This window comes from Candidatus Allofournierella merdavium, assembly GCF_944382735.1.
Lineage (GTDB): Bacteria > Bacillota > Clostridia > Oscillospirales > Ruminococcaceae > Allofournierella_A > Allofournierella_A merdavium.
In genome coordinates this window covers 1-20539 of sequence record NZ_CALWND010000013.1, presented here as the reverse complement: position 1 = coordinate 20539, position 20539 = coordinate 1, and the positions used below count along the sequence as shown (strand labels likewise).

Genomic DNA, 20539 nt, shown 5'->3' with positions numbered 1-20539 from the left:
AAGACAAGGAGAACACAGATGATTTCCATCGACCAACTGAAATTCGATCAAAACGGCCTCATCCCCGCCGTCGTCACCGACGCGTCGGACGGCAGGGTCCTCACCCTGGCCTACATGAACCGGGAGAGCCTTGCCATCAGCATGCGGGAGGGGCGCACCTGCTTCTGGTCCCGCTCCCGGCAGTGCCTCTGGCGCAAGGGCGAGACCTCCGGCAACGTGCAGCACATCCGCACCATCACCGCCGACTGCGACCGGGACGCCCTGGTGGTGGCGGTGGATAAGGACGGCCCCGCCTGCCACACCGGCGCCGACAGCTGTTTCTTTGAGCCGGTGTTCATCGGCGAGGCGGGGGAGCCCTTCACGGTGAAGGGCCTCTACAAGCTGCTGGAGGGCCGCAAGGAAAACCTGCCCGAAGGCTCCTACACCACCTACCTCTTCCAAAAGGGGATGGACAAGATCCTGAAAAAAGTGGGGGAGGAGTGCACCGAGGTGATCGTGGCCGGCAAGGGCGGCGACCGGGCCGAGACCATCTATGAGATCGCCGACCTGGCGTATCATGTGATGGTGCTGATGGTGGAGATGGGCATCTCGGTGGAGGATGTGTATCAGGAACTGGCCTCCCGCCACATCATCGACCACAAGGTCAAGCAGGAGAAGATGACCCCATGAAACCCCAGAACCTTCACACCCACACCACCTTCTGCGACGGCAAAAACACCCCCGCCGAGATGGCCGCCGCCGCCTTTGCCGCCGGCCTGGGGGGGCTGGGCTTTTCCGGCCATGCCCCGCTGGCGGGGGAGGACTGGTGCATGAGCCCCGCCGACCTGCCCGCCTACCGCGCCGCGGTGGAACAGCAGCGGCAGCGGTACGCCGGCCGCATGGAGGTGTTTCTGGGCCTGGAGCAGGATTTCTACAGCCCGCCCCCCGATGGGACATACGACTACCTCATCGGCTCGGTCCATGCCCTGCGGCTGGACGGCCGGCTTTGGTCGGTGGACGAGAGCCCGGAAGCGTTCGCCCGCCTTGCCCGCCGCTGCGGCGGGGTGGAAAACCTGGTGCGGGAGTACTACCGCCTGGAGGCCCAGGTGGCCGGGCGCACCGGCTGCGCCATTGTGGGGCACTTTGACCTGGTGACCAAGTTCAACGAGAACGGCCGCTTTTTCCAGCCCCAGGCCCACCCGCTGCGGGGCTATGCCCTGGAGGCGCTGGAGGCGCTGGCCGCCGCCGAGGTGATCTTTGAGGTGAACACCGGGGCCATCTCCCGGGGCTGGCGCACCGAACCCTACCCCGACGCCTTCCTTTTAAAGGAACTGCGCCGGCTGGGCGGCCGGGTGTGCCTTACCGGCGACAGCCATTCCGCCGATTCCCTCCTCACCGGCTACCGTCAGGCGGAGGCGCTGCTGCGGGGCTGCGGTTTCGAGAGTTGCTGGTATTTCACCACAAAGGGGTTCCGGGAGGGCCCGCTGCCCGAACTTTGCTGACAAACAGGCTCGCTTTTGGGAAAAAGCGGGCCTGTTTCGGCTGTGGGCCCACGGGCCGCGCCTTCCCCCCCAATAGCCGGAAAATCATGCAAGTTGCACATATGGAATCGGAACTATTTGGGCACAAAGCACAATAGGGAGAAAGATCAAAAAATGACAAAATGGTAAAAATCCCGGACAAAATCGAAGCAAACAAAAGTGATCCAAAGATTTAGGGCGAGATAGAGAGCATGACATGGATGCTCTTTCAAAAACGCCGAAAGACGGCGTTTTTGAACTGAAACGGCCCGCCGAGTGAGTTTGACGCGGCGGCAGGCATTTGTTACAATGCCTCAAGTGCCCGGTGTGCCCGCCGCAGTCCGGCGGGGGTGGGCACTTCGCAGAAGGGCGCGGCCGTCCCCATGTTTCGGCCGCGGTGAGCGCCGTGTTTTTTGCGGCGCGGATGCCCTACAGCATGGAACGTTAGGAGTGTTTATGACAAAATTCACAGAACATCTGCGGCGGCGGGTTTTGGCCATCCCGGCCAAATTCTATGTCTCCCTGCTGACCCTGTGCTGCCTGTCACTGACCCTGTTTGCGCTTTTTTCCACCCTGAACATTGTCTATGTGTCCGACTCTCACGGCGCCAGCCGGATGCTGCTCACCCGGGTGGAGGACCCCGAGGAGCTGATGCAACTCTCCGGCATCGTGGCCGAAGAGGAGGACAGCGTGTATTTCACCGCCTTCAACGGCAATCTTGCCAGCCTGAGCATCCAGCGTGCGGTGCCCATCACCGTTTACGCCGACGGCGTCGAGCATGTGGCAAAGCTGGCGGGCGGTACGGTGGCCGAAGCGCTGGACGCCTGCGGCGTCACCCTGGGCGAACACGACTACACCGAGCCCAGCCTCCACGCGGCAGCCAGCGAGGAGGAACCCATCACGGTGCACCGGGTGGAATACCAGGACACCGTGACCTATGAGAGCATCCCCTTCGAGACCGAATATGTCTACACCAGCCTCTACTTCCGCAACACCCGCCGCACCACCGTGGTGCAGGAGGGCAGGGAGGGCACCAACGAGATCACCCACCGCCAGCGGGTGGTGGACGGCGAGGTGGAGTCCAGCCAGATCGTGAGCGTGGTGACGACCGAGGAGCCGGTGAACACCATCATCAAGGCCTACAAGGCCGGCGCGCCGGTGAGCGATCTGTCCGGCCCCGAGGTGGTGAACGGCGTGCCCTCCAGCTACACCGCCGTCTACACCGGCCGGGCCACCGGCTATTCCGCCAGCCGGGGCCGGGGCGCCTCCGGGCTGGGCCTGGGGTACGGCACTGTGGCCGTGAACCCCAACCTCATCCCCTACGGCACCAAGCTGTATATCACCAGCACCGACGGCCGCTTTGTCTACGGCTACGCCATCGCCACCGACACCGGCGGCGCGCTGCTGAGCGGCAGCTGCCTGGTGGACCTCTTTTACGAGAGCTACGACGAGGCGCTGCTCAACGGCGTGCAGCAGGTGAACGTCTATGTGGTGGGCTGACGCCCGCTGAACCCGCAAACAGGATACAGGCATCGTCCCCCGCCCGGCGCCGCGCCGGGCGGGGGATATTTTTTTACATTCCTTTGGCCTCTTTTTTCCCCAAACACGCTTGACAAACCCCCGGCGCGAAGCATACACTTAGGAAGGGCGAATTCGCCCCGAATTTTTTTCACAAGGAGATGAAAGGCATGGACGGCGACCCCGGCAGTCGAACGTGCAAGTTTCCCATACGCGGCGCTGCTGCCTTTTGTTTCCCCGTGGGCTGACACCTGCGCGGGGCGGGCCCCGCTGCGCCGCTTTCCAAGAAAGCAGGTGTAAAGTATGATTACCATTTACCTCAGCGACGGCGGCCGCATGCTGGAGCAGGATCAGATCTGCCCCGGCGCATGGATCCACCTGTGCGACCCCAACGAAAAGGAGATCGGGCGGGTGTGCGCCCAGCTCCATGTGGACCCCGACCTGGTGCGGGCCGCCCTCGACGAAGAGGAGCGAAGCCGCATCGAGGTGGAGGACGAGGGCGAGGTCACCAGCACCATGATCCTGGTGGACACCCCCCTGGTGCAGACCGAGGGCCACACCTTTGTCTACTCCACCATCCCCTTCGGCATCGTGCTCACCCCCCAGAACGTCATCACCGTCTGCCTGCGGGAGACGGCGCTGCCCCGCGCCTTCATGGAGGGGCTGGTGAAGGGCTGCAGCACCAAAAAGTTCAAGCGCCTGGCGCTGCAGATGCTCTACCGAAACGCCAGCCTGTTTTTGTTCTACCTGCGCCAGGTGGACAAGGCCAGCACCCGGGTGGAGAACGAGCTGCACATCAGCATGAAGAACAAGGAACTCATTCAGATGCTGGGCCTGGAAAAGAGCCTGGTCTACTTCTCCACCTCCCTCAAGAGCAACGAGCTGGTGCTGGAAAAGCTGCTGCGGATGGACTTCGTCAAGGACTTCCCCGAGGACACCGACCTTCTGGAGGACGTCATCGTGGAGAACAAGCAGGCCATGGAGATGAGCGGCATCTACCGGGACATTCTGTCCGGCACCATGGACGCCTTCGCCTCGGTGATCTCCAACAACCTGAACATCGTCATGAAGCTGCTGGCCTCGGTCACCATCATCCTCACGGTGCCCACCATCGTGTCGAGCCTGTGGGGCATGAACGTGCCGGTGCCCTTCGAGGGCAGCCCCTTCGGCTTCTGGATCGTGCTGGGGGTGGCGGGCCTGGCCACCCTGGGGGCCATCCTGCTGGCCAAATACAAGCGCTGGCTGTAACACACCGCAAACGACGGCGGCGGGCGGAATGCCCGCCGCGTTTTTTGTGCCGGCGCAAAAAGAATGTGTGTTTTCTGTGCCCTGAGTTGCGCCCGCGGCAATTTTTGGGTATAATGATGAAAATGAACAATCTGCGCCCCGGCGGCCTGAAGAACCGCCGCGGGCGCATGCAAAGGAGCGTGCAGTATGCAGATCTACAATACGCTGACCCGCAAGAAGGAGGAGTTTATCCCCCAGAAAGAAGGGGAGTACCGCATCTATGTCTGCGGCCCCACGGTTTACAACTACATCCACATCGGCAACGCCCGGCCGGTGGTGGTCTTTGACACCCTGCGCCGGTATCTGGAGTACCGGGGCAACAAGGTGATCTTTGTGTCCAACATCACCGACATCGACGACAAGCTCATCCAGAAGGCCAAGGAGCAGGGGTGCAGCATGAAGGAGGTGGCGGAGAAGTACGAGGCCGAGTTCATCAAGGACAGCGACGGCCTCAACGCCAAGACCCCCACCGTGCGCCCCCGCGCCACCGAGCACATCGAGGAGATCCTGGACATCGTCAAGGATATCCTGGACAAGGGCTACGGCTATGTGGCCAAGAACGGCGACGTCTACTTCCGCACCCGCGCCTTCAAGGACTACGGCAAACTCAGCCACCTGAACCTGGAGGAACTGGAGAGCGGCAACCGGGAACTGCGCAGCCAGATGGACGACGATCTGAAAGAGGATCCCGCCGATTTTGCCGTCTGGAAAGCGGCCAAGCCCGGCGAGCCCGCCTGGCCCAGCCCCTACGGCCCCGGCCGCCCCGGCTGGCACATCGAGTGCAGCGCCATGGCCCGCAAGCATCTGGGCGACACCATCGACCTGCACTGCGGCGGCCAGGACCTGATCTTCCCCCACCACGAGAACGAGATCGCTCAGTCGGAGTGCGCCAACGGCTGCACCTTCAGCCGCTACTGGATGCACAACGGCTTTTTGAACATCGACAACCACAAGATGAGCAAGAGCGCCAACAACTTCTTCACCGTGCGGGAGATCGCCGAAGTCTTCGGCTACGAGCCCATCCGCTATTTCCTGCTCACCGCCGGCTACCGCATGCCGCTGAACTACACGGTGGAGCTGCTGAACAGCTGCAAAGCCAGCCTGGAGCGGCTGTATACCTGCCGCGACAACCTGGATTTCCTCATCAAGAACGCAAAGGGCGAGAGCAACCTGCTGTCGGAGAAGGCCGCCGCCGCGAAGGTCAAGTTCAACACCGCCATGGACGACGACCTGAACACCCCCGACGCGCTGGCCGCCATCTTCGAACTGGTGAAGGACATCAACACCCTGGGGGCGGACGCCAGCCGTGACGCGCTGGAAACCGCCGCCGCCACCTTCGACGAACTCACCGGCGTGCTGGGCCTGCTGTACAACCGCAAGACCGATGAGATTCCCGCCGAGGTGATGGAACTGGTGCAAAAGCGCGTCGAGGCCAAGAAGGCGAAGGATTGGCCCACCGCCGACGCCCTGCGCGCGAAGATCACCGAGATGGGCTATGTGGTGGAGGACACTCCCCAGGGCCCCAAGGTGACCCGCGCCTGATCTCCCTTTGACCGGCACGGGCCGCGAGGAACGCTGTTTTTATGCCGACAGCCTCCCGCGGCCCGTTTGATTTTTCAGCTTGCGAGGAACCACCATGTCCACCCGTTCTGCTTCTCATTCCACCCGCCGCTGGCGGCTTTCCCTGGCGGCGCTGCTGCTGGCGGCGCTGGCGGTGCGCTGCGGCCTGGCCCTGGTCAGCGAGGGATATTCCAGCGACGTGGCCTGCTTTTCCGCCTGGGCGCTGCGCCTGGCGGAGGGCGGCCCCGCCGCCTTTTACGCCCCGGACTATTTCGCCGATTACCCGCCGGGCTATATGCTGCTGCTCTGGCCGGTGGGCCTGGCCGCCCGGGCGCTGGGGCTGGATGCGTCCGGCAAGGCCATGGGCCTGCTGATCTGCGTTTGGCCCATCCTGTGCGACATTGGCCTGGCGGCGCTGATCGGCCTTTTCGCCCGCCGCCGGCTGGACGGGCGGCGGGCGCTGCGCCTGGCCGCCTTCGCCGCCTTCTGCCCGGCCCTTTTGTACGACACCGCCGTCTGGAAACAGGTGGACGGCGTATTCTGCCTTGCCATCATCGCCGCCTTTTTGTGCCTGGAGGAGAAAAAGTGGCTGCCCGCCGCGGTGCTCTACGGCTTTGCCCTGGCGCTGAAGCCCCAGGCCCTGCTCTTCGGGCCGGTGCTGGCGGCGGCCTTCCTGGCCCCGCTGCTGGCCGCCCGGCAGCGGCGGCCCGCCCTGGCGGCGCTGGGCCGGGGCGCGGCGGGGGCCGCGCTGGCCCTGGCGGCGGTGCTGGTCTGCGCGGCGCCCTTTTGGGGCGACCAGCCGGCGGACTGGCTGTGGGACAAGTACGCCGCCACCGCCTCCAGCTACCCCTACGCCAGCGTGAACGGCTACAACCTGCTCACCCTCTTCGGGGCCAACTGGCAGCCCCAGGATGCCCCCGCCCTGGGCCCCCTCACCTGGCAGGCCCTGGGCACGGCGGGCATCGCGGCCGCCACCGCCGCCCTTGTGTACCTCGCCTGGCGCGGCTGGAAAGCCGGGCGCTTCTCCCCGCTGCTGCTGGCGGCTTTTTACGGGGCGGCGGTGTTCACCCTCAGCCACCGGATGCACGAGCGGTATATCCTTCCCACCCTGCTGCTGACCCTGGCCGCCGCCGCCCGCTGGGGCGACAGGCGGCTGCTGGGCGCCTTCGGGCTGCTCTCCCTGTCCTCCCTGGTGAACCTCGCCATGGTGCTCACCAGCAACGGCACCGACGACCAGTTCCTCGCCAGCGCCCCGGCGGTGGTGATGATCCGCATCGTCAGCGCCGCGGAGGTGGCGGGTTTCGCCCTGCTGGCGCGGGCGGCCTTTGCGCTGTGCAGAGGCGGGGCCGTGGGGGAGTATGCCCTCGCCCCGCTGTCCGCCCCCGCCGCCCCCGCGCCCCAGCCCGCCTGGAGCCGCAAGGAGCGCCTTGCCCTCACCGTCCTCACCCTGGCGGTGGCGGCGGTGAGCTTCTGGGACCTGGGGGATGTCACCGCCCCCCAGAACCCGCTGGTGAGCGACGGCGCCGTCACCGAGGTGCGGGCGGAACTCTCGTCCCCCGCCTCCGTCCTCTGGGTCTACCCCGGCGTGTGCTGGGGCGGCAGCCTCACGGTGTACGACGCTTCGGACGCGCAGCTGGCCAGTGTGGAACTGGGCGGCGGCACGGTGTTTCAGTGGAAGGAGGTGGCCCTTGCCGCCCCCGCCGGAGGCACCCTCACTCTGGCGGTGGACAACGCGCAGGTGATGGAGGCCGCCTTCCGCGGCCAGGACGGCTCACTGGTGGCCGTCTCCTCCGACAGCCCCCTCTTTGACGAACAGCAGTGGGTGCCGGATTCCATCAGCTACAAAAACAGCATGTATTTCGACGAAATTTACCACGGCCGCACCGCCTACGAGCACCTTCACGGCCTGCCGGTCTACGAGACCACCCACCCGCCTCTGGGCAAGGTGTTCATCATGCTGGGGGTGGCCCTCTTCGGCATGACCGGCTTCGGCTGGCGGGTGGCGGGCGCCGCCTTCGGGGTGGCGATGGTGCCGGTGCTCTATCTTCTGGTGCGCCGGCTCTGCCGCAAGCCCGCCTTCGCCCTCTTCGCGGCGGCGCTGGCGGCGCTGGACACCCTGCGCTTTGCCCAGAGCCGCATCGCCACCATCGACGTCTACGGCACCTTCTTCATCCTGCTGGCGGCGTATTTCATGGTCTGGTACTGCCAGAGCGTGCTGGAAAAAGGGGTGGAGAGAAGCGTGCTGCCCATGGCCCTGGCGGGCCTGGCCTTCGGCCTCGGGGCGGCGAGCAAGTGGACGGGGCTCTACGCCGGCGCGGGGCTGGCGGTGCTCTACTTCGGCGTGCTGTGGCGGCGGGCCAGACAAAAACCGTCCCGCCTCAAACAGGAGATCGCCACCGCCCTGTGCGGGGGCGTGGTGTTCTTCGTGGCGCTGCCCCTCATTGTTTATTTCGCCAGTTACATCCCCTACTTCTGGCGGGAGGGAGGCTTCTCCCTGGCCGAGTGGTGGCAGTGCCAGGTGAGCATGTACCGCTACCACAGCACCCTTGTGGCCACCCACCCCTACGAATCCCGCTGGTACACCTGGCCCTTCAGCGTGCGGCCGGTGTGGTACTACCTGGCCTCCGGCCTGCCCCAGGGCCTGCGGGGCACCATCGCCGCCCTGGGCAACCTGCCGGTGTGGCTGGCGGCGCTGGCGGGCCTTGGCTGGGCCTTCTGGCGGCAGCTGTCCGGCCGGGGCAACGGCGCCGCCGGCGCGGTGACGGTGCTGTTCCTGACCCAGTTTCTGCCCTGGGTGCTGGTGAGCCGCTGCACCTTCCTCTACCACTACTTCCCCAGCCTGTGGTTCGCGGTGGCGGCGCTGGCGCTGGCGGCGGCGAATCTTTACGAGCGCCGCCCGGCGCTGGCCCGGCGGCTGTGCATCGGCATTGCGGCGGCGGGGGTGTTCTTCGTCTGCTATTATCCGGTCATCAGCGGGCTGCCGGTGGCCGAGCCTTATGTGAACGCGCTGCGCATCCTGCCCAGCTGGATGTTCTGAAAAAAGGAGGTAACGGCCATGCGGCTGCTCCATCTCTCCGACCTGCACCTGGGCCGGCGCCTGTGCGAGGCGGACCTCTTTGAGGACCAGAAGTATATCCTGGACCAGATCCTGCAGATCGCCCTCTCCGAGGGGGTGCAGGGGGTGCTGGTGGCGGGGGACGTCTACGACAAGGGCGTGCCCAGCGTGGGCGCGGTGAACCTGTGGGACGACTTCCTCACCGCCCTCTGCCAGCACCGGCTGCCGGTGTGGGCCATCAGCGGCAACCACGACTCGGCGGACCGCCTGGCCTTCGGCGGGCGGCTGCTGGAGCGCAGCGGGGTGCATCTTGCCTCGGTGTTCACCGGCCGCATCGCGCGCTTCGAGGCCCGGGACGAGTTCGGCCCCCTCACCGTCTGGGCGCTGCCCTTCGTGCGCCCGGCGGCGGTGCGCACCTTTCTCCCGGATGAGACCATCGAGAGTTATACCGACGCGGCGGCCGCCCTGGTGCGGGCCGCCGCCCCCGACGAGGGCGGGCGGAATATCCTCCTCGCCCATCAGTTCGTCACCGCGGGGGCTAGCGTGCCCGAAGCCAGCGGCTCGGAACTGCTGAACCTGGGCACGCTGGACAATGTGGACGCCTCCGCCTTCGCCCCCTTCGACTATGTGGCCCTGGGCCACATCCACGGCGCGCAGAGCGTGGGCCGGGACAGCGTGCGCTACTGCGGCTCGCCCTTGGCCTACTCGGTGAGCGAGGCGCTGGGGCAAAAGAGCGTGACGGTGGTGGAGGTGGGCCCCAAGGGGCAGGTGACGGCAAAGCAGGTGCCCCTGTCGCCGCTGCATCCCCTGCGCCGGGTGCAGGGCCCGCTGGAGGCGCTGCTGCAAAGCGCCGTGCCCAGCCAGGACTACATCTACGCCCGCCTCACCGACGATGTGCCGCCCCTGGAGCCCGCCGCCCGGCTGCGCAGCGTCTACCCCAATCTCGTGAGGCTGGAGTTCGTGCTGTCCGACGCGCCGGCGGCGGACACGCCGGCGCTGCGGCAGCTGGCCATGCGCACGCCCCGGCAGCTGTTTGAGGAGTTTTATAAGGGCGTCCACGGCCGGGAACCGGACGACGAGGAAAAGGCCTTTCTGGATGAGGTGCTGGGAGAGGAGGCGGAGGGATGAGACCGCTGCAACTGCATCTTTCGGCCTTCGGCCCCTACGCCGGCGAGGAGCGGCTGGAACTGGAAAAGCTGGGGCCCGGCGGGCTGTTCCTCATCACCGGCGACACCGGCGCGGGCAAGACCACCCTCTTTGACGCCATCAGCTACGCGCTGTTCGGGCAGCTGTCCGGCGGGGTGCGGGGCCTTGACACGGTGCGCAGCGACTACGCCGCCCCCGACCGGGAGACCTTTGTGGAACTGACCTTCCGGCATCGGGGCAAGGAGTACACGGTGCGCCGCACCCCCCAGTACCAGCGGCCCAAAAAGCGGGGCGAGGGGCAGGTGGTGCAGCCCGCCACCGCCCTCTTCCTCGCGCCGGGGCGCCCGCCGGTGGAAAAGGTGGGGGAGGTGGACACCGCCGTCCGCGAGCTGCTGGGCATGGACGGCGACCAGTTCCGCCAGATCGCCATGATCGCCCAGGGCCAGTTCACCGAGCTGCTCAACGCCCCCGGCGAGCGGCGCAGCGCCGTGCTGCGGCAGATTTTCGGCACCGCCGGCTGCCGCGCCGTGCAGGACAAGCTGCGCGCCGCCGCCGGCGAGGCCGCCCGGGACGCCGAACAAAAGACCGCCGCCCTGCGGCAGGCGCTGGAGGGCTTCAAGCTGCCCCAGGAGGGGGAGACCGCCCGGCAGCTGGGCGAGAGATTGAAGGACGAGGCCGCCGTCTGGCGGTGCGACGAGATACTCACGCTGGCCGCCGCCCTCTGCGCCGACGACGAGGCCGCCTGCGCCGCCGCCGCGGCCGAGAGCAAAGCCCTGGACGATGAGGCCCAGGCCACCGCCGCCAGGCTGGAGGCCGCACGGCAGGCCGCCGCGCTCCACACCGCCGCCGGCGAGGCCGCCCGGCAGCTGGCGCAGCTGGAAGGCCAGCAGGCGGACAAAGAGCGGCAGCACGCCGCCCTGGCCCAGGTGCGCGCCGCCCGGGAGCAGGCGGAACTGGAGGTCCGCCGGCAGGAGGGCCAGCTGCCCGCCTACCAGCGGCGGGAAGAGCAGCGCGCTCTGCGAAAAAAACTGGAAGAGGGGCTGAAACAGTGCGAGGCGGACCGGCGTGCCGCCGGTGAAGAGGAGGCGCGGCTGGAAGAGGAGAGCGCCCGCCTTGCCGAGCAGGAGAAAGGGGCGCAGGAGGCCCGTCGGCGCCAGACCGCCGCCGAGGCCTCTCTCGACGCCCTGACCCTCCGCCTTGCCCAGACCGACACGGCGCTCACCGCCGCCCGCCGCCTGCGGGGGGCGCAGCAGGCCGCCCTGGACGCGGCGGCCTCCTTCACCGCCGCCCAACAGGAATACACCCGGGCAAAAGGGGAGTACGACTCCGCCGAGGCCCTGTTCTGGCAGGGGCAGGCGGGGCTGCTGGCCGCGAATCTGGCCGAGAACGCGCCCTGCCCGGTGTGCGGCAGCCTGCACCACCCCGCCCCCGCGAAGCCGGCGGAGGGCGCGCCCGACCGGGCCGGCCTGCAAACGGCGAAGGAAGCGCTGGAGCGCCTGCACACGGCGTACCAAAAGGCCGCCGAGGCCAGCGGCGCGGCCCAGGCCGCCGACGAGGCCGCCCGGCAGGAATTCCTGCGGCTGGCCGCCGCGGCCCTGGCCCAGTGGGGCCAGCAGGCCCCCGACACCCCCCGGGCCGCCGCCCTGGCGCTGAAGGAGGCCAGGGCAGCGGGCGAGGCCGCCCGCGCCGCGGCCCAGGCCGAAGCCGCCGCCGCCCGGCGAGAGGCCGAGGCGGGGGAGCGGGCCGGACAGAGCCTGCCCGACTGCCGCAACAAACTGGAGGCGTGCAGGACGCGCCGGCAGACGCTGGCGGAGGAGAACACCCGGCTCGCGGCGCAGCTGTCCGCCGCCCGCACCCTGGAGGAGGAACTGGGGGCCAGCCTGCCCTTTGCCGACGAGGCCGGGGCGCGGCGGGCGCTGGCCCAGGCGCAGGCCGGGGCGGAGAAACTCGCCGCCGACCTGGAAGGGGGCGAGCGGGATTGGCGGGCCTTCTGTGAACAGCTGGCCGCCGCCCGGCAGCTGGCGGCCCAGCGCCAGGCGGACCTGGCCCGTGCCGCCGATCCCGCCGCCGAGCAGGCCCTGTCCGCCGCCCTCACCGACCTGAACGTCCGCCGCACCGCGCTGCAAAACCGGTGGCAGGCCCTCTCCACCCGACTGGCCGCCAACCGGGACGCCTGCGCCCGGGTGAAGGCCCTGGCAAAGCGGACCGACGCCGCCCGCCGCCGGGCTCAGCTGGCCGACCGGCTCCACCGCACCGCCGGGGGCACCCTGGTGGGGGGGCTGGGCAAGCAGCAGTTCGAGCAGTATGTGCTGGTGGCCTACTTTGAGAGCGCGGTGGCCGCCGCCAACCGGCGGCTGGCCGCCATGACCGGCGGGCAGTACCAGCTTTTGTGCCACGGCCGGGCGGAGAGCCGGGGCCAGAGCGCCCTGGACCTGGACGTGCTGGACAACTACACCGGCAAGCGGCGCAGCGTGCGCTCGCTCTCCGGCGGCGAGACCTTCCAGGCGGCGCTGGCGCTGGCGCTGGGCCTGTCGGACGTGATCCAGCAGTACGCCGGCGGGGTGCAGATCGACACCCTCTTTGTGGACGAGGGCTTCGGCAGCCTGGACGAGGACAGCCTGGAAAAGGCCATCGCCACCCTGCAAAGCCTGGCGGACGGCAACCGGCTGGTGGGCATCATCAGCCATGTGGCCGAACTGCGGCAGCGGCTGGAAAAACAGGTGCTCATCACCAAAACGCCCCGGGGCAGCCACATGGCCCTGCGGGAACCGTGAACAAAACGCCGCCCCGGCAGGAGGATGCTCCTCCCGCCGGGGCGGCTGTCTTTGTGTGTTACAGGGTGATGTGCCGGGGCACGCCGTTCACGAACATGGGGGTCAGTTCCCCCTGGATCAGCGGCCGGGCATAGGCCTCAAAGGCCCCGTTCACATGCATCCCGTCCGGCTCGATCCACTCCAGCGGCACCGTCTTTTCCGCGTTGGCCACCTGGTGCACGTCCACCAGTTCGGTGCCGCACAGATAGGGCCGGTCGCTCAGCCGCTTGAGGGCGGCCATGCAGCCGGTGCGCCCTTCCAGCGCGGCGGTCACCGCCGCGCCGCCCACCCGGTAGGCCTCGTCCACGTCGGTGCGGCTGGCCAGATGCCCCGCGCACCGCTGCAGGGTGGAGAGCTCGATGGCCCGGCTCTTGCAGCCCAGTTCCCGCTGGATCAGCCCCGCCAGGTAGCGGCCGGTGCCCGAGAGCATCGCCTTGTGGCCGAAGGCGTCCAGCGCGCCGCCGTCCCCCGCCAGGTCGCAGAGAAAGCGGCCTTCCCGGTCCTTCACGCCCTCGCTGGCGGCGATCACCACGTTCTCCTTCTGCTTTTGCAGCCGGTCCACCCGCCGCAAAAACAGTTTCGGGTCAAAGGGCACCTCCGGCAGCAGGATCAGGTCCGGCCCGTCGCAGTCCTCCCCCTTGGCCAGGCTCGCAGCCCCCGCCAGCCAGCCGGCGTGGCGGCCCATGATCTCCGCCACCGTCACGCTGCGCAGGTCGTAGACGCCCGCATCCCGGATGATCTCCTTCATGATGGTGGCGATGTACTTCGCCGCCGAGCCAAAGCCCGGGGTGTGGTCGGTGCAGACCAGGTCGTTGTCGATGGTCTTGGGCACCCCCACAAAGCGGATGGGGCTGCCGACGGCCTCGCCGTAGGCGGCGAGCTTCGCGATGGTGTCCATGCTGTCGTTGCCGCCGATGTAGAGCACCGCGTCGATCCGATGGCGGGCGAACAGCTCAAACAGCGTCTCGTACACCTCGTCCCCCGCCACCGGCTCGGGCAGCTTGTAGCGGCAGCTGCCCAGATAGGAGGAGGGGGTGCGCTTGAGCAGTTCGATGGAAAGGTCGCTGTCGAACAGGCGGTTCAGGTCCGCCACCTGGCCCTTCAAAAGCCCCTCGATGCCGTGCTGCATCCCCAGCACCCGCCCCGCGCCGCTGTCGCGGGCGGTCTCGAACACGCCGGCCAGGCTGGCGTTGATGACGGCGGTGGGGCCCCCGCTCTGACCTACCATAAAATTCATGGGCACACTTCCTTTGCTGTGTTCTCTGGCCGGACTGGTTGCGCCGGCATACTTTGTCTATTATACTGTATTTAGCGGGCGGGCGCAATAATCGACGCCGCTTGCTCGTTTACAAAACAAGAAGAGCCCGCGGCCCGGCGGCCGGGGCACAGAGCATAAGAGGAGGGAACACCATGAGACGAACCATGAGCCTCTTGCTGACGCTGGCGCTGGCGGCCGGGCTGCTGGCCGGCTGCGGGGCAAATTCCGGCGGCACCGCCGCGGCCCCGGAGACCGCATATGACAGCACGATGGACTACTCCACCGGCAGCGAGAGCGGCGAGGCGGGCCTCTCCGGCACCGACGCCGACCGGCTGACCCCCCAGGACGGGCGCAAGATCATCTACAACGCCTCGCTGGAGATGGAGACAGAGGCGTTTGAGACCACCCGGGACGCGCTGCTGCGGGCGGCCGAAACGGCCGGCGCCTGGGTGGAGAACAGCGACGAGGGCGGCAGCGCCGACGCCGGCACCCGCTGGGTGCGCTACACCTTCCGTGTGCCCGCCGACAACTACGCCGCCTTTTTGAACGATGCGTCCGCCGCCGGCAGCGTGACCTACAAGAGCGAGACCACCGACGACGTCACCGCCGACTATGTGGACCTGGAGGCCCGGCTGGAGAGCCTGCGCACCCAGGAGGCCCGGCTGCTGGAACTGGCGGGCCAGGCGGGGGACCTGGCGGACCTGCTGGCCATTGAGGAGCAGCTGGCCCAGGTGCGCTACGAGATCGAGAGCTACACCGGCCAGCAGCGGGTCTACGACAGCCTGCTGGCCTACTCCACCGTGGAGGTGTCGCTGGACGAGGTGCGCTTGCTCACCCCCGTGAGCAACGATTTCGGCTCCCGCGCCGTCACCGCGTTCAAAGACAGCTGGCATAACTTCGCCAACGGGGTGCAGGACGTGGCCATCGGCGTCATCTACCTGCTGCCGGTGCTGTTGGTGCTGGCGGTCATCGCGCTGGTGATCTTTGCCGCCCTGCGCCTGGCGCGCCGCCGCCGGCCTTCCAAACCCATCCTGCCGCCGCCCGCCGGCCCCGCGCCCACCGGCGCGCCTTCCGCGCCCCCGGCCGCTGCCCCCTCTGCGCCCCCGGCCGCTGCCCCTTCCGCGGCGCAGGAGGCAAAGCCCGCGCCCAAGTACGGCCCCCGGCCGTGAGCGGCCCGCGCCCCCAAACCGGGCCGGCCCCGAACATGAAAAAGGCAAGGCATGAACTTCATGCCTTGCCTTTTTTCGCGCAAAAAACCGTCATTCCCCGTCCAGATAGCCCGCGGGCTGGATGGCGATGGCTTCCACCAGCTTGTCCCGCATCCACATGGCCACGTCGGTCTGCACTGTGTAGCCGCAGCCGGGGTCGGCCATCCACTGCTCCGCGGGGCGGCGGGGCAGCGCCAGCTGGGCCAGCATGCTCATGATGACCCCGCCGTGGGTCACGCAGGCGGCCTCGGTCACCTCCGAGCGGATCATGTATTCCAGCAGCTTGTGCAGCGTGTCCGCGCAGCGGGCGTGAAACTCCATGGTGGGCTCCGCCCCTTCGGGGGTGAAGCCGGCGGCGGGGTCCATCCAGCGGGCGAACAGGGGGTCCTTCGCCAGGTCCTCCATCCGCCGCCCCTCGAACACGCCGAAATTCGCCTCCCGCAGCTGGGGCACCACCAACCGGTGCGTCGCCTCGGGAAAGAGCAGGTCGGCCGTCTCCACCGCCCTGGCCAGCGGCGAGGTGAACACCGTGTCCGGCGCGGGGTAGGTAAAGCGGTTCTTCAGCACGGCCAGGTCCTGCCGGCCCTCGTCGCACAGCGGCAGGTCGGTGCCGCCGCCCACATACAGGCCGTCCAGGTTGCCCCGGGTCAGCCCGTGGCGGATCAGATGCAGCTTAAAGGTCTTCACAGCGTCCTCCATCCCCGCCGCGCCGCCCGGGAAGGACGGCCGCGGCCCGGAAAAATATTACAAAATCGTTACACACAGGAATAACAAAAAGGGCCGGAACACTATATTTAGAAAGAGGCCCGGCACCATTATCGTACATATAGTTTTTAAAGTCAAGGGATGGACATTTCCACCGAAAATGAAAAGGGGATTTTGGCGGATTTTGTATTTACAAAGCGTTTTTGCTGTTTTATAATTTACGTTGTGTAATGGCCCCTCGCGGGGGGCAACGCCGAAAAACCGCGCTGCAAAGCCATTTGCGGCGGTGACCGACTTCACGGCGCGGCGGCGCGACAGTAACGACAGGGAGCAGGACATCATGGAATTCAATCGCATCATCACTCTTCTCCGCAAGGAGCGGGGCATCACGCAGAAACAGGCCGCGGCGGAGCTGGGGGTCTCCCAGGCGCTGCTGTCCCACTACGAAAAGGGCATTCGGGAGTGCGGCCTGGACTTTGTGGTGCGGGTGGCCGATTACTACGATGTGTCCTGCGATTATCTTTTGGGCCGCAGCGCCGACCGCAGCGGCCTGACCCTCACGGTGGAGGAGATCCCCAGCCCCGAGACCGCGAAGGACAGCGTCTACAAGGGCAGCGTGCTGCCCACGTTGAACAAAAAGCTTATCTCCAACAGCCTGAACATCCTGTTCAGCAAGCTGGCCGCCTGCCCGGACAAGGGCCTGGTGAGCGAGGTGAGCGCCTACCTGATGCTGGCGGTGTACAACATGTTCCGCCTGCTCTACGCGTCGGCCCCCAAAAACGCCGAGAGCATGTTCCGGGTCAGCCGCGGGCGCTGGCAGGGCTATTCCGACGCCGCCATGAGCGCCGCCCAGGCCAACGTGAAGGCGGCGCTGGAGGGGGAGAACATGGGCACCGGCCCCGCTTTGAAGGATACCTCCTGCTTTGCCATGACCACCGAGAGCCTCTCGAAGGAATACCCTCTCTATGCCACCAGCCTGTTCAATCTCATCAAAAACAGCGAGGGCCGCATCGACCGCATCCGCTGAGCCCCGCGCCTTAAAAGAAAGAACAGCCCCCTGCCCGAAACACGGGCAGGGGGCTGTTTTGTTAGCTTTAGCGCAAAGACAACCCCCGGCTGTGCCGGGGAGTGTAAAGAAATTATATAGTGAAAAAGACCTTCTGATAGAATAGAGTTGCGGTCGGCCAACTGCAACAATAAAAAACCAGGAGGTCTTTTTACATGAGAGAAAAGGATATAGCGAGCCTGCAGCACACCACATGGAGGTGCCAGTATCATGTAGTGTTTGCACCGAAATGCCGTCGGATGGCAATATACGGGCAAATCAAAAAAGATATTGGGCAGATACTGAGAACACTGTGCGATCAAAAAGGAGTAGAAATCATCGAAGCGCAAGCGTGCCCAGACCACATTCACATGCTGCTGAGTATCCCTCCGAAGTATAGTGTAGCTTAAATGACCGCCCGTCCCGTATATCCGAAAGGTAGGAAATCGGCTTGAAAAACAGGCTATTTCCACGCTCTCGGAATTGTGGTAGAATGATAAGTACAAAGCGACAAATCCCGGTTTATAGGACGGTGAAGTATAATGATTATTTTGATTGCTGGCGCTTCTCACACAGGCAAAACTTTGTTAGCACAAAAACTTCTCGAAAAATACAAATATCCGTATCTGTCGGTTGACCATTTGAAAATGGGGCTGATTCGCAGCAGGAACACACAGCTTACACCCGTGAGCAACGACACTGAATTGACAGAATTTTTATGGCCGATTGTCCGAGAAATTGTTAAAACTGTAATTGAAAATCGACAGAATTTGATTGTTGAAGGGTGCTACATTCCATTTGACTGGAAAAAAGATTTTCCTGACGAATACCGCAAAGATATACGGTGTTATTGTCTTGTGATGAGCGAAAACTACATAAGAACGCATTTCAACGACATGAAACAATTTGCAAGCGTTATTGAAAATCGTTTGGATGATGAGGATTGCACTTTAGATAGTGTATTAGAAGATAATGCACACATCTTGTCACTTGCAAAAGAAAATGACCTCGACTATATACTGATTGATGGCAAGTACAACATAGATATGGAGTTACTTTGACAACTTCCATTATCGGACAGATGGGAGGGATAGTATGGCCTTAACCATTCAAGAACGCCTAAAAGACCTGCGCGTGGAGCGTGGCTTGACGCTGGAACAGCTTGCAGAGCAAACACACCTCTCCAAGTCTGCGCTGGGCAGCTATGAAGCGGACGAATATAAGGACATCAGCCACTATGCCCTTATTGAATTGGCAAAGTTTTATGAAGTGACTGTTGATTATCTGCTGGGCCGCTCCTTAACAAAAAATCACCCAAGCGCCGATCTTGCAGACCTGCGTTTGAGTGATGATATGATTGAGCTATTGAGAAGCGGGCTGGTGGATAATTCCCTTTTGTGTGAGCTGGCGACCCACCCGGATTTTCCCCGGCTCATGGCCGACCTTGAAATCTATGTGAACGGCATAGCGGGAAAGCAGGTGCAGAGCGCAAACGCCATTGTGGACGCTGTGAGCGCAACGATTATGAAACAGCACAATCCTGGCTTGACCGACCCGCAGTTACGGCAGCTTATCGCCGCCCATATTGACGATGACAGCTTTTGCCGCTATGTGATACAGCAGGATATAAATAAAATAGCTCTCGACCTGCGGGAAGCACACAAGGACGATTTTTTCAGCGTCCCGGAGGACAATCCGCTGGAAGAGTTCTTGCAGACCGCAGAGGAAACAGTCAGAGAGGACAGCGACCCGGAGCAGGCGGCAATGGCGTTTATCTGTAAGCGGCTCAAACTGAATTACAAGAAGCTATCCGAGAAAGAAAAGAAATGGTTGAAACGGATTGCACAGAAGTCTGACTTGCTGAAAAATCCAAAGCCCCAGCGGGGGAGAAAGTAAGAGAGCGACAAATCGGAATTTGTTGAACTGAAAGCAGGCGGAACTTCTTGGAATTTTGAGAAATAGAGAAATGGAGCTAAGAAAGTATCAATCATCAGATTGCAGAGAAGTGACGGAGCTATTTTTTAATACTGTTCACATTATCAATGCAAAGGATTACACAAAAGAGCAGCTTGATGTATGGGCAACCGGGCAAGCCGATTTAGAAAAATGGGATCAATCACTTCAAGGGCACTACAGTGTAGTCGCTGTTGAAAATGATGTCATTGTAGGCTTTGGAGATATAGACAGTACCGGGTATCTTGACCGTCTGTATGTTCATGCTAACTATCAAGGCAGAGGAATTGCAACGGCTATTTGCGATCAGTTGGAACAGGCTGTTCCGGGAAGCATCACAACCCATGCTTCTATTACAGCAAAACCATTTTTTGAAAAGCGAGGAAATAAAGTCATAAAAGAACAGAAAGTAGAAAGACAGGGTATTTTTCTTACTAATTTTGTTATGGCGAAAGAAAGATAAACAAATTCCCATTTATCGGGGAGATAGCAAAGCCAGCCGCACCAGTCAACGGTCAAGATGAACGGCGCATATAAAATGCGCCGCCGTTGACAGTCTCGCCTGTCTTTGCTAACGAGTAATCAAGGCGGGAAAGCCCTAAAATGGCTTTCCGCCCATTTCAATTTTCAGAAAAGAAACGCTCCAAAATCAGAAAGAGAGCGGCCAAGCACTTTGAGGGATTGGCCGCCTTGTCTACCCATTCAGCGGGACGGCGGGAGGCGGTCAAGACCGGGTGCAAACCCGTTCATTTCAGTCTTGACGGTTGCCCGCTGTCCTGCTACTTTTCCGGGAGTGTGGCCACAACTTCGGGACGCTTTGTCCACAAGTCGGAGCGTAGGACGAGGGACGGGGGCTTTCATATACCTGCCGCCGTTCTCTGAAAACAGCCCGATTTTTCGCTCATTCCCATTCGCAAAAATTCAGCCTGTTTTCCTGCCGGAGCAAACGGGGCGCAAGAAGCACCGCACCCCGTTTCCCCCGTCAGCCACGCCAGCAGGTATAACACACTACACTTTGCAAGCAAAGTCGTGTGCCAAAGGGGGCACCCCTTTGGAAACCCCGGACAACAAAACAGGCGGTATGCTGCCCTCTCCGGGAGCATACCGCCGTTTGTTGTCAGCAGCCCGTTTCACGGTCTGTTTTCGCCCTTTGTAAAGTTTGGCGTATCACAAATCATGGGGTATCTCAAAGGATAAGGTACAATAATTTTCGCAAATTGAAAAAAGGATAAAAAGAGACATGGTTTGCAGATCTCTGGTAGAATGAAGTCGCGACACACCATTCTGAAAGGAGACAGCAAACCATGTCCGAGAAGATTGTACAGCTAAATGAGGAAGTTATCAAGGGGCAGCTCAAGGAGCTTGTTAGAGGCAGCGTAGAGGAAACTCTCAACGAGCTGCTGGAGGCCGAGGCGGAGAAATTGACCCAGGCTGCTCGGTATGAGCGCAATGAGCAGCGACAAGGCTACCGCAGCGGCCACTACAACCGCAA

16 protein-coding genes and 1 pseudogene are annotated in these 20539 nt (G+C 63.9%); 15 read left to right on the top strand and 2 right to left on the bottom strand.

The annotated features are described in order from the left end of the window. Positions 1 to 18: 18 nt before the first annotated feature. From hisIE to ACH2A7_RS10935, 8 genes are all read left to right on the top strand, one after another. Positions 19 to 669 carry a bifunctional phosphoribosyl-AMP cyclohydrolase/phosphoribosyl-ATP diphosphatase HisIE gene (hisIE, locus tag ACH2A7_RS10970; protein ID WP_394961972.1) on the top strand — a complete coding sequence of 217 codons (651 nt, stop codon included), beginning with the start codon at positions 19 to 21 and terminating at the stop codon, positions 667 to 669. Then, entirely contained in the window at positions 666 to 1481 is an 816-nt protein-coding gene (locus ACH2A7_RS10965; RefSeq protein ID WP_394961971.1) for a histidinol-phosphatase HisJ family protein, read from the top strand. Before hisIE ends, ACH2A7_RS10965 begins: the two co-directional genes overlap by 4 nt. A 474-nt stretch (positions 1482 to 1955) precedes the next feature. After that, entirely contained in the window at positions 1956 to 2999 is a 1044-nt protein-coding gene (locus tag ACH2A7_RS10960; protein ID WP_394961970.1) for a 3D domain-containing protein, read from the top strand. 321 nt (positions 3000 to 3320) lie between these two features. Continuing rightward, positions 3321 to 4265: a magnesium transporter CorA family protein gene (locus ACH2A7_RS10955; RefSeq protein WP_394961969.1), complete on the top strand. Its 945-nt coding sequence runs from the start codon at positions 3321 to 3323 to the stop codon at positions 4263 to 4265. Positions 4266 to 4451: 186 nt separating this feature from the next. Next, complete coding sequence (gene cysS, locus ACH2A7_RS10950) at positions 4452 to 5846, top strand: cysteine--tRNA ligase (RefSeq protein WP_394961968.1); 1395 nt, start codon at positions 4452 to 4454, stop codon at positions 5844 to 5846. 94 nt (positions 5847 to 5940) lie between these two features. Next, positions 5941 to 8901, top strand: coding sequence for a phospholipid carrier-dependent glycosyltransferase (locus ACH2A7_RS10945; protein WP_394961967.1), 2961 nt, complete (start codon positions 5941 to 5943; stop codon positions 8899 to 8901). A gap of 18 nt (positions 8902 to 8919) precedes the next feature. Beyond that, positions 8920 to 10047: an exonuclease SbcCD subunit D gene (locus tag ACH2A7_RS10940; RefSeq protein WP_394961966.1), complete on the top strand. Its 1128-nt coding sequence runs from the start codon at positions 8920 to 8922 to the stop codon at positions 10045 to 10047. Continuing rightward, positions 10044 to 12839, top strand: coding sequence for an AAA family ATPase (locus ACH2A7_RS10935; protein ID WP_394961965.1), 2796 nt, complete (start codon positions 10044 to 10046; stop codon positions 12837 to 12839). Before ACH2A7_RS10940 ends, ACH2A7_RS10935 begins: the two co-directional genes overlap by 4 nt. Positions 12840 to 12897: 58 nt before the next feature. On the opposite strand, the gene ACH2A7_RS10930 is transcribed toward ACH2A7_RS10935, so the two are convergent. Then, the gene (locus tag ACH2A7_RS10930; RefSeq protein ID WP_394961964.1) at positions 12898 to 14121 is read right to left on the bottom strand and encodes a 6-phosphofructokinase; all 1224 of its coding nucleotides are present in this window, start codon (positions 14119 to 14121) and stop codon (positions 12898 to 12900) included. A 167-nt stretch (positions 14122 to 14288) separates the two neighbouring features. On the opposite strand from ACH2A7_RS10930, the gene ACH2A7_RS10925 reads away from it, so the two are divergent. Further along, a complete protein-coding gene (locus ACH2A7_RS10925; RefSeq protein WP_394961963.1) occupies positions 14289 to 15305 on the top strand; it encodes a DUF4349 domain-containing protein in 1017 nt (338 codons plus the stop codon). A gap of 90 nt (positions 15306 to 15395) precedes the next feature. Here ACH2A7_RS10925 and ACH2A7_RS10920 read toward each other — a convergent pair whose 3' ends face one another. After that, complete coding sequence (locus ACH2A7_RS10920) at positions 15396 to 16043, bottom strand: histidine phosphatase family protein (protein ID WP_394961962.1); 648 nt, start codon at positions 16041 to 16043, stop codon at positions 15396 to 15398. A 346-nt stretch (positions 16044 to 16389) separates the two neighbouring features. On the opposite strand from ACH2A7_RS10920, the gene ACH2A7_RS10915 reads away from it, so the two are divergent. The 6 genes and pseudogenes from ACH2A7_RS10915 to ACH2A7_RS10890 all read left to right on the top strand — a co-directional run. Then, complete coding sequence (locus tag ACH2A7_RS10915) at positions 16390 to 17076, top strand: helix-turn-helix domain-containing protein (protein WP_394961961.1); 687 nt, start codon at positions 16390 to 16392, stop codon at positions 17074 to 17076. 194 nt (positions 17077 to 17270) lie between these two features. After that, a pseudogene (tnpA, locus tag ACH2A7_RS10910) lies at positions 17271 to 17501 on the top strand (IS200/IS605 family transposase); the annotation flags it as partial. A 135-nt stretch (positions 17502 to 17636) separates the two neighbouring features. Further along, a complete protein-coding gene (locus ACH2A7_RS10905; RefSeq protein WP_394961960.1) occupies positions 17637 to 18155 on the top strand; it encodes a zeta toxin family protein in 519 nt (172 codons plus the stop codon). Positions 18156 to 18189: 34 nt separating this feature from the next. Continuing rightward, positions 18190 to 18990 carry a helix-turn-helix domain-containing protein gene (locus ACH2A7_RS10900; RefSeq protein WP_394961959.1) on the top strand — a complete coding sequence of 267 codons (801 nt, stop codon included), beginning with the start codon at positions 18190 to 18192 and terminating at the stop codon, positions 18988 to 18990. A 70-nt stretch (positions 18991 to 19060) separates the two neighbouring features. Then, positions 19061 to 19510 carry a GNAT family N-acetyltransferase gene (locus ACH2A7_RS10895; protein WP_394961958.1) on the top strand — a complete coding sequence of 150 codons (450 nt, stop codon included), beginning with the start codon at positions 19061 to 19063 and terminating at the stop codon, positions 19508 to 19510. An 841-nt stretch (positions 19511 to 20351) separates the two neighbouring features. Further along, positions 20352 to 20539: transposase (locus ACH2A7_RS10890; protein ID WP_394961957.1), on the top strand; the 188-nt coding region annotated here is incomplete at its 3' end.

Bases quoted from the DNA above. Each gene is read 5' to 3' on its own strand.
- ACH2A7_RS10920 (WP_394961962.1), bottom strand. From the start codon at position 16,043: ATGGAGGACGCTGTGAAGACCTTTAAGCTGCATCTGATCCGCCACGGG.
- ACH2A7_RS10965 (WP_394961971.1), top strand. From the start codon at position 666: ATGAAACCCCAGAACCTTCACACCCACACCACCTTCTGCGACGGCAAA.
- ACH2A7_RS10960 (WP_394961970.1), top strand. From the start codon at position 1,956: ATGACAAAATTCACAGAACATCTGCGGCGGCGGGTTTTGGCCATCCCG.
- ACH2A7_RS10935 (WP_394961965.1), top strand. From the start codon at position 10,044: ATGAGACCGCTGCAACTGCATCTTTCGGCCTTCGGCCCCTACGCCGGC.
- cysS (WP_394961968.1), top strand. From the start codon at position 4,452: ATGCAGATCTACAATACGCTGACCCGCAAGAAGGAGGAGTTTATCCCC.
- ACH2A7_RS10905 (WP_394961960.1), top strand. From the start codon at position 17,637: ATGATTATTTTGATTGCTGGCGCTTCTCACACAGGCAAAACTTTGTTA.
- ACH2A7_RS10895 (WP_394961958.1), top strand. From the start codon at position 19,061: ATGGAGCTAAGAAAGTATCAATCATCAGATTGCAGAGAAGTGACGGAG.
- ACH2A7_RS10945 (WP_394961967.1), top strand. From the start codon at position 5,941: ATGTCCACCCGTTCTGCTTCTCATTCCACCCGCCGCTGGCGGCTTTCC.
- ACH2A7_RS10925 (WP_394961963.1), top strand. From the start codon at position 14,289: ATGAGACGAACCATGAGCCTCTTGCTGACGCTGGCGCTGGCGGCCGGG.
- ACH2A7_RS10900 (WP_394961959.1), top strand. From the start codon at position 18,190: ATGGCCTTAACCATTCAAGAACGCCTAAAAGACCTGCGCGTGGAGCGT.
- ACH2A7_RS10915 (WP_394961961.1), top strand. From the start codon at position 16,390: ATGGAATTCAATCGCATCATCACTCTTCTCCGCAAGGAGCGGGGCATC.
- ACH2A7_RS10940 (WP_394961966.1), top strand. From the start codon at position 8,920: ATGCGGCTGCTCCATCTCTCCGACCTGCACCTGGGCCGGCGCCTGTGC.
- hisIE (WP_394961972.1), top strand. From the start codon at position 19: ATGATTTCCATCGACCAACTGAAATTCGATCAAAACGGCCTCATCCCC.
- ACH2A7_RS10955 (WP_394961969.1), top strand. From the start codon at position 3,321: ATGATTACCATTTACCTCAGCGACGGCGGCCGCATGCTGGAGCAGGAT.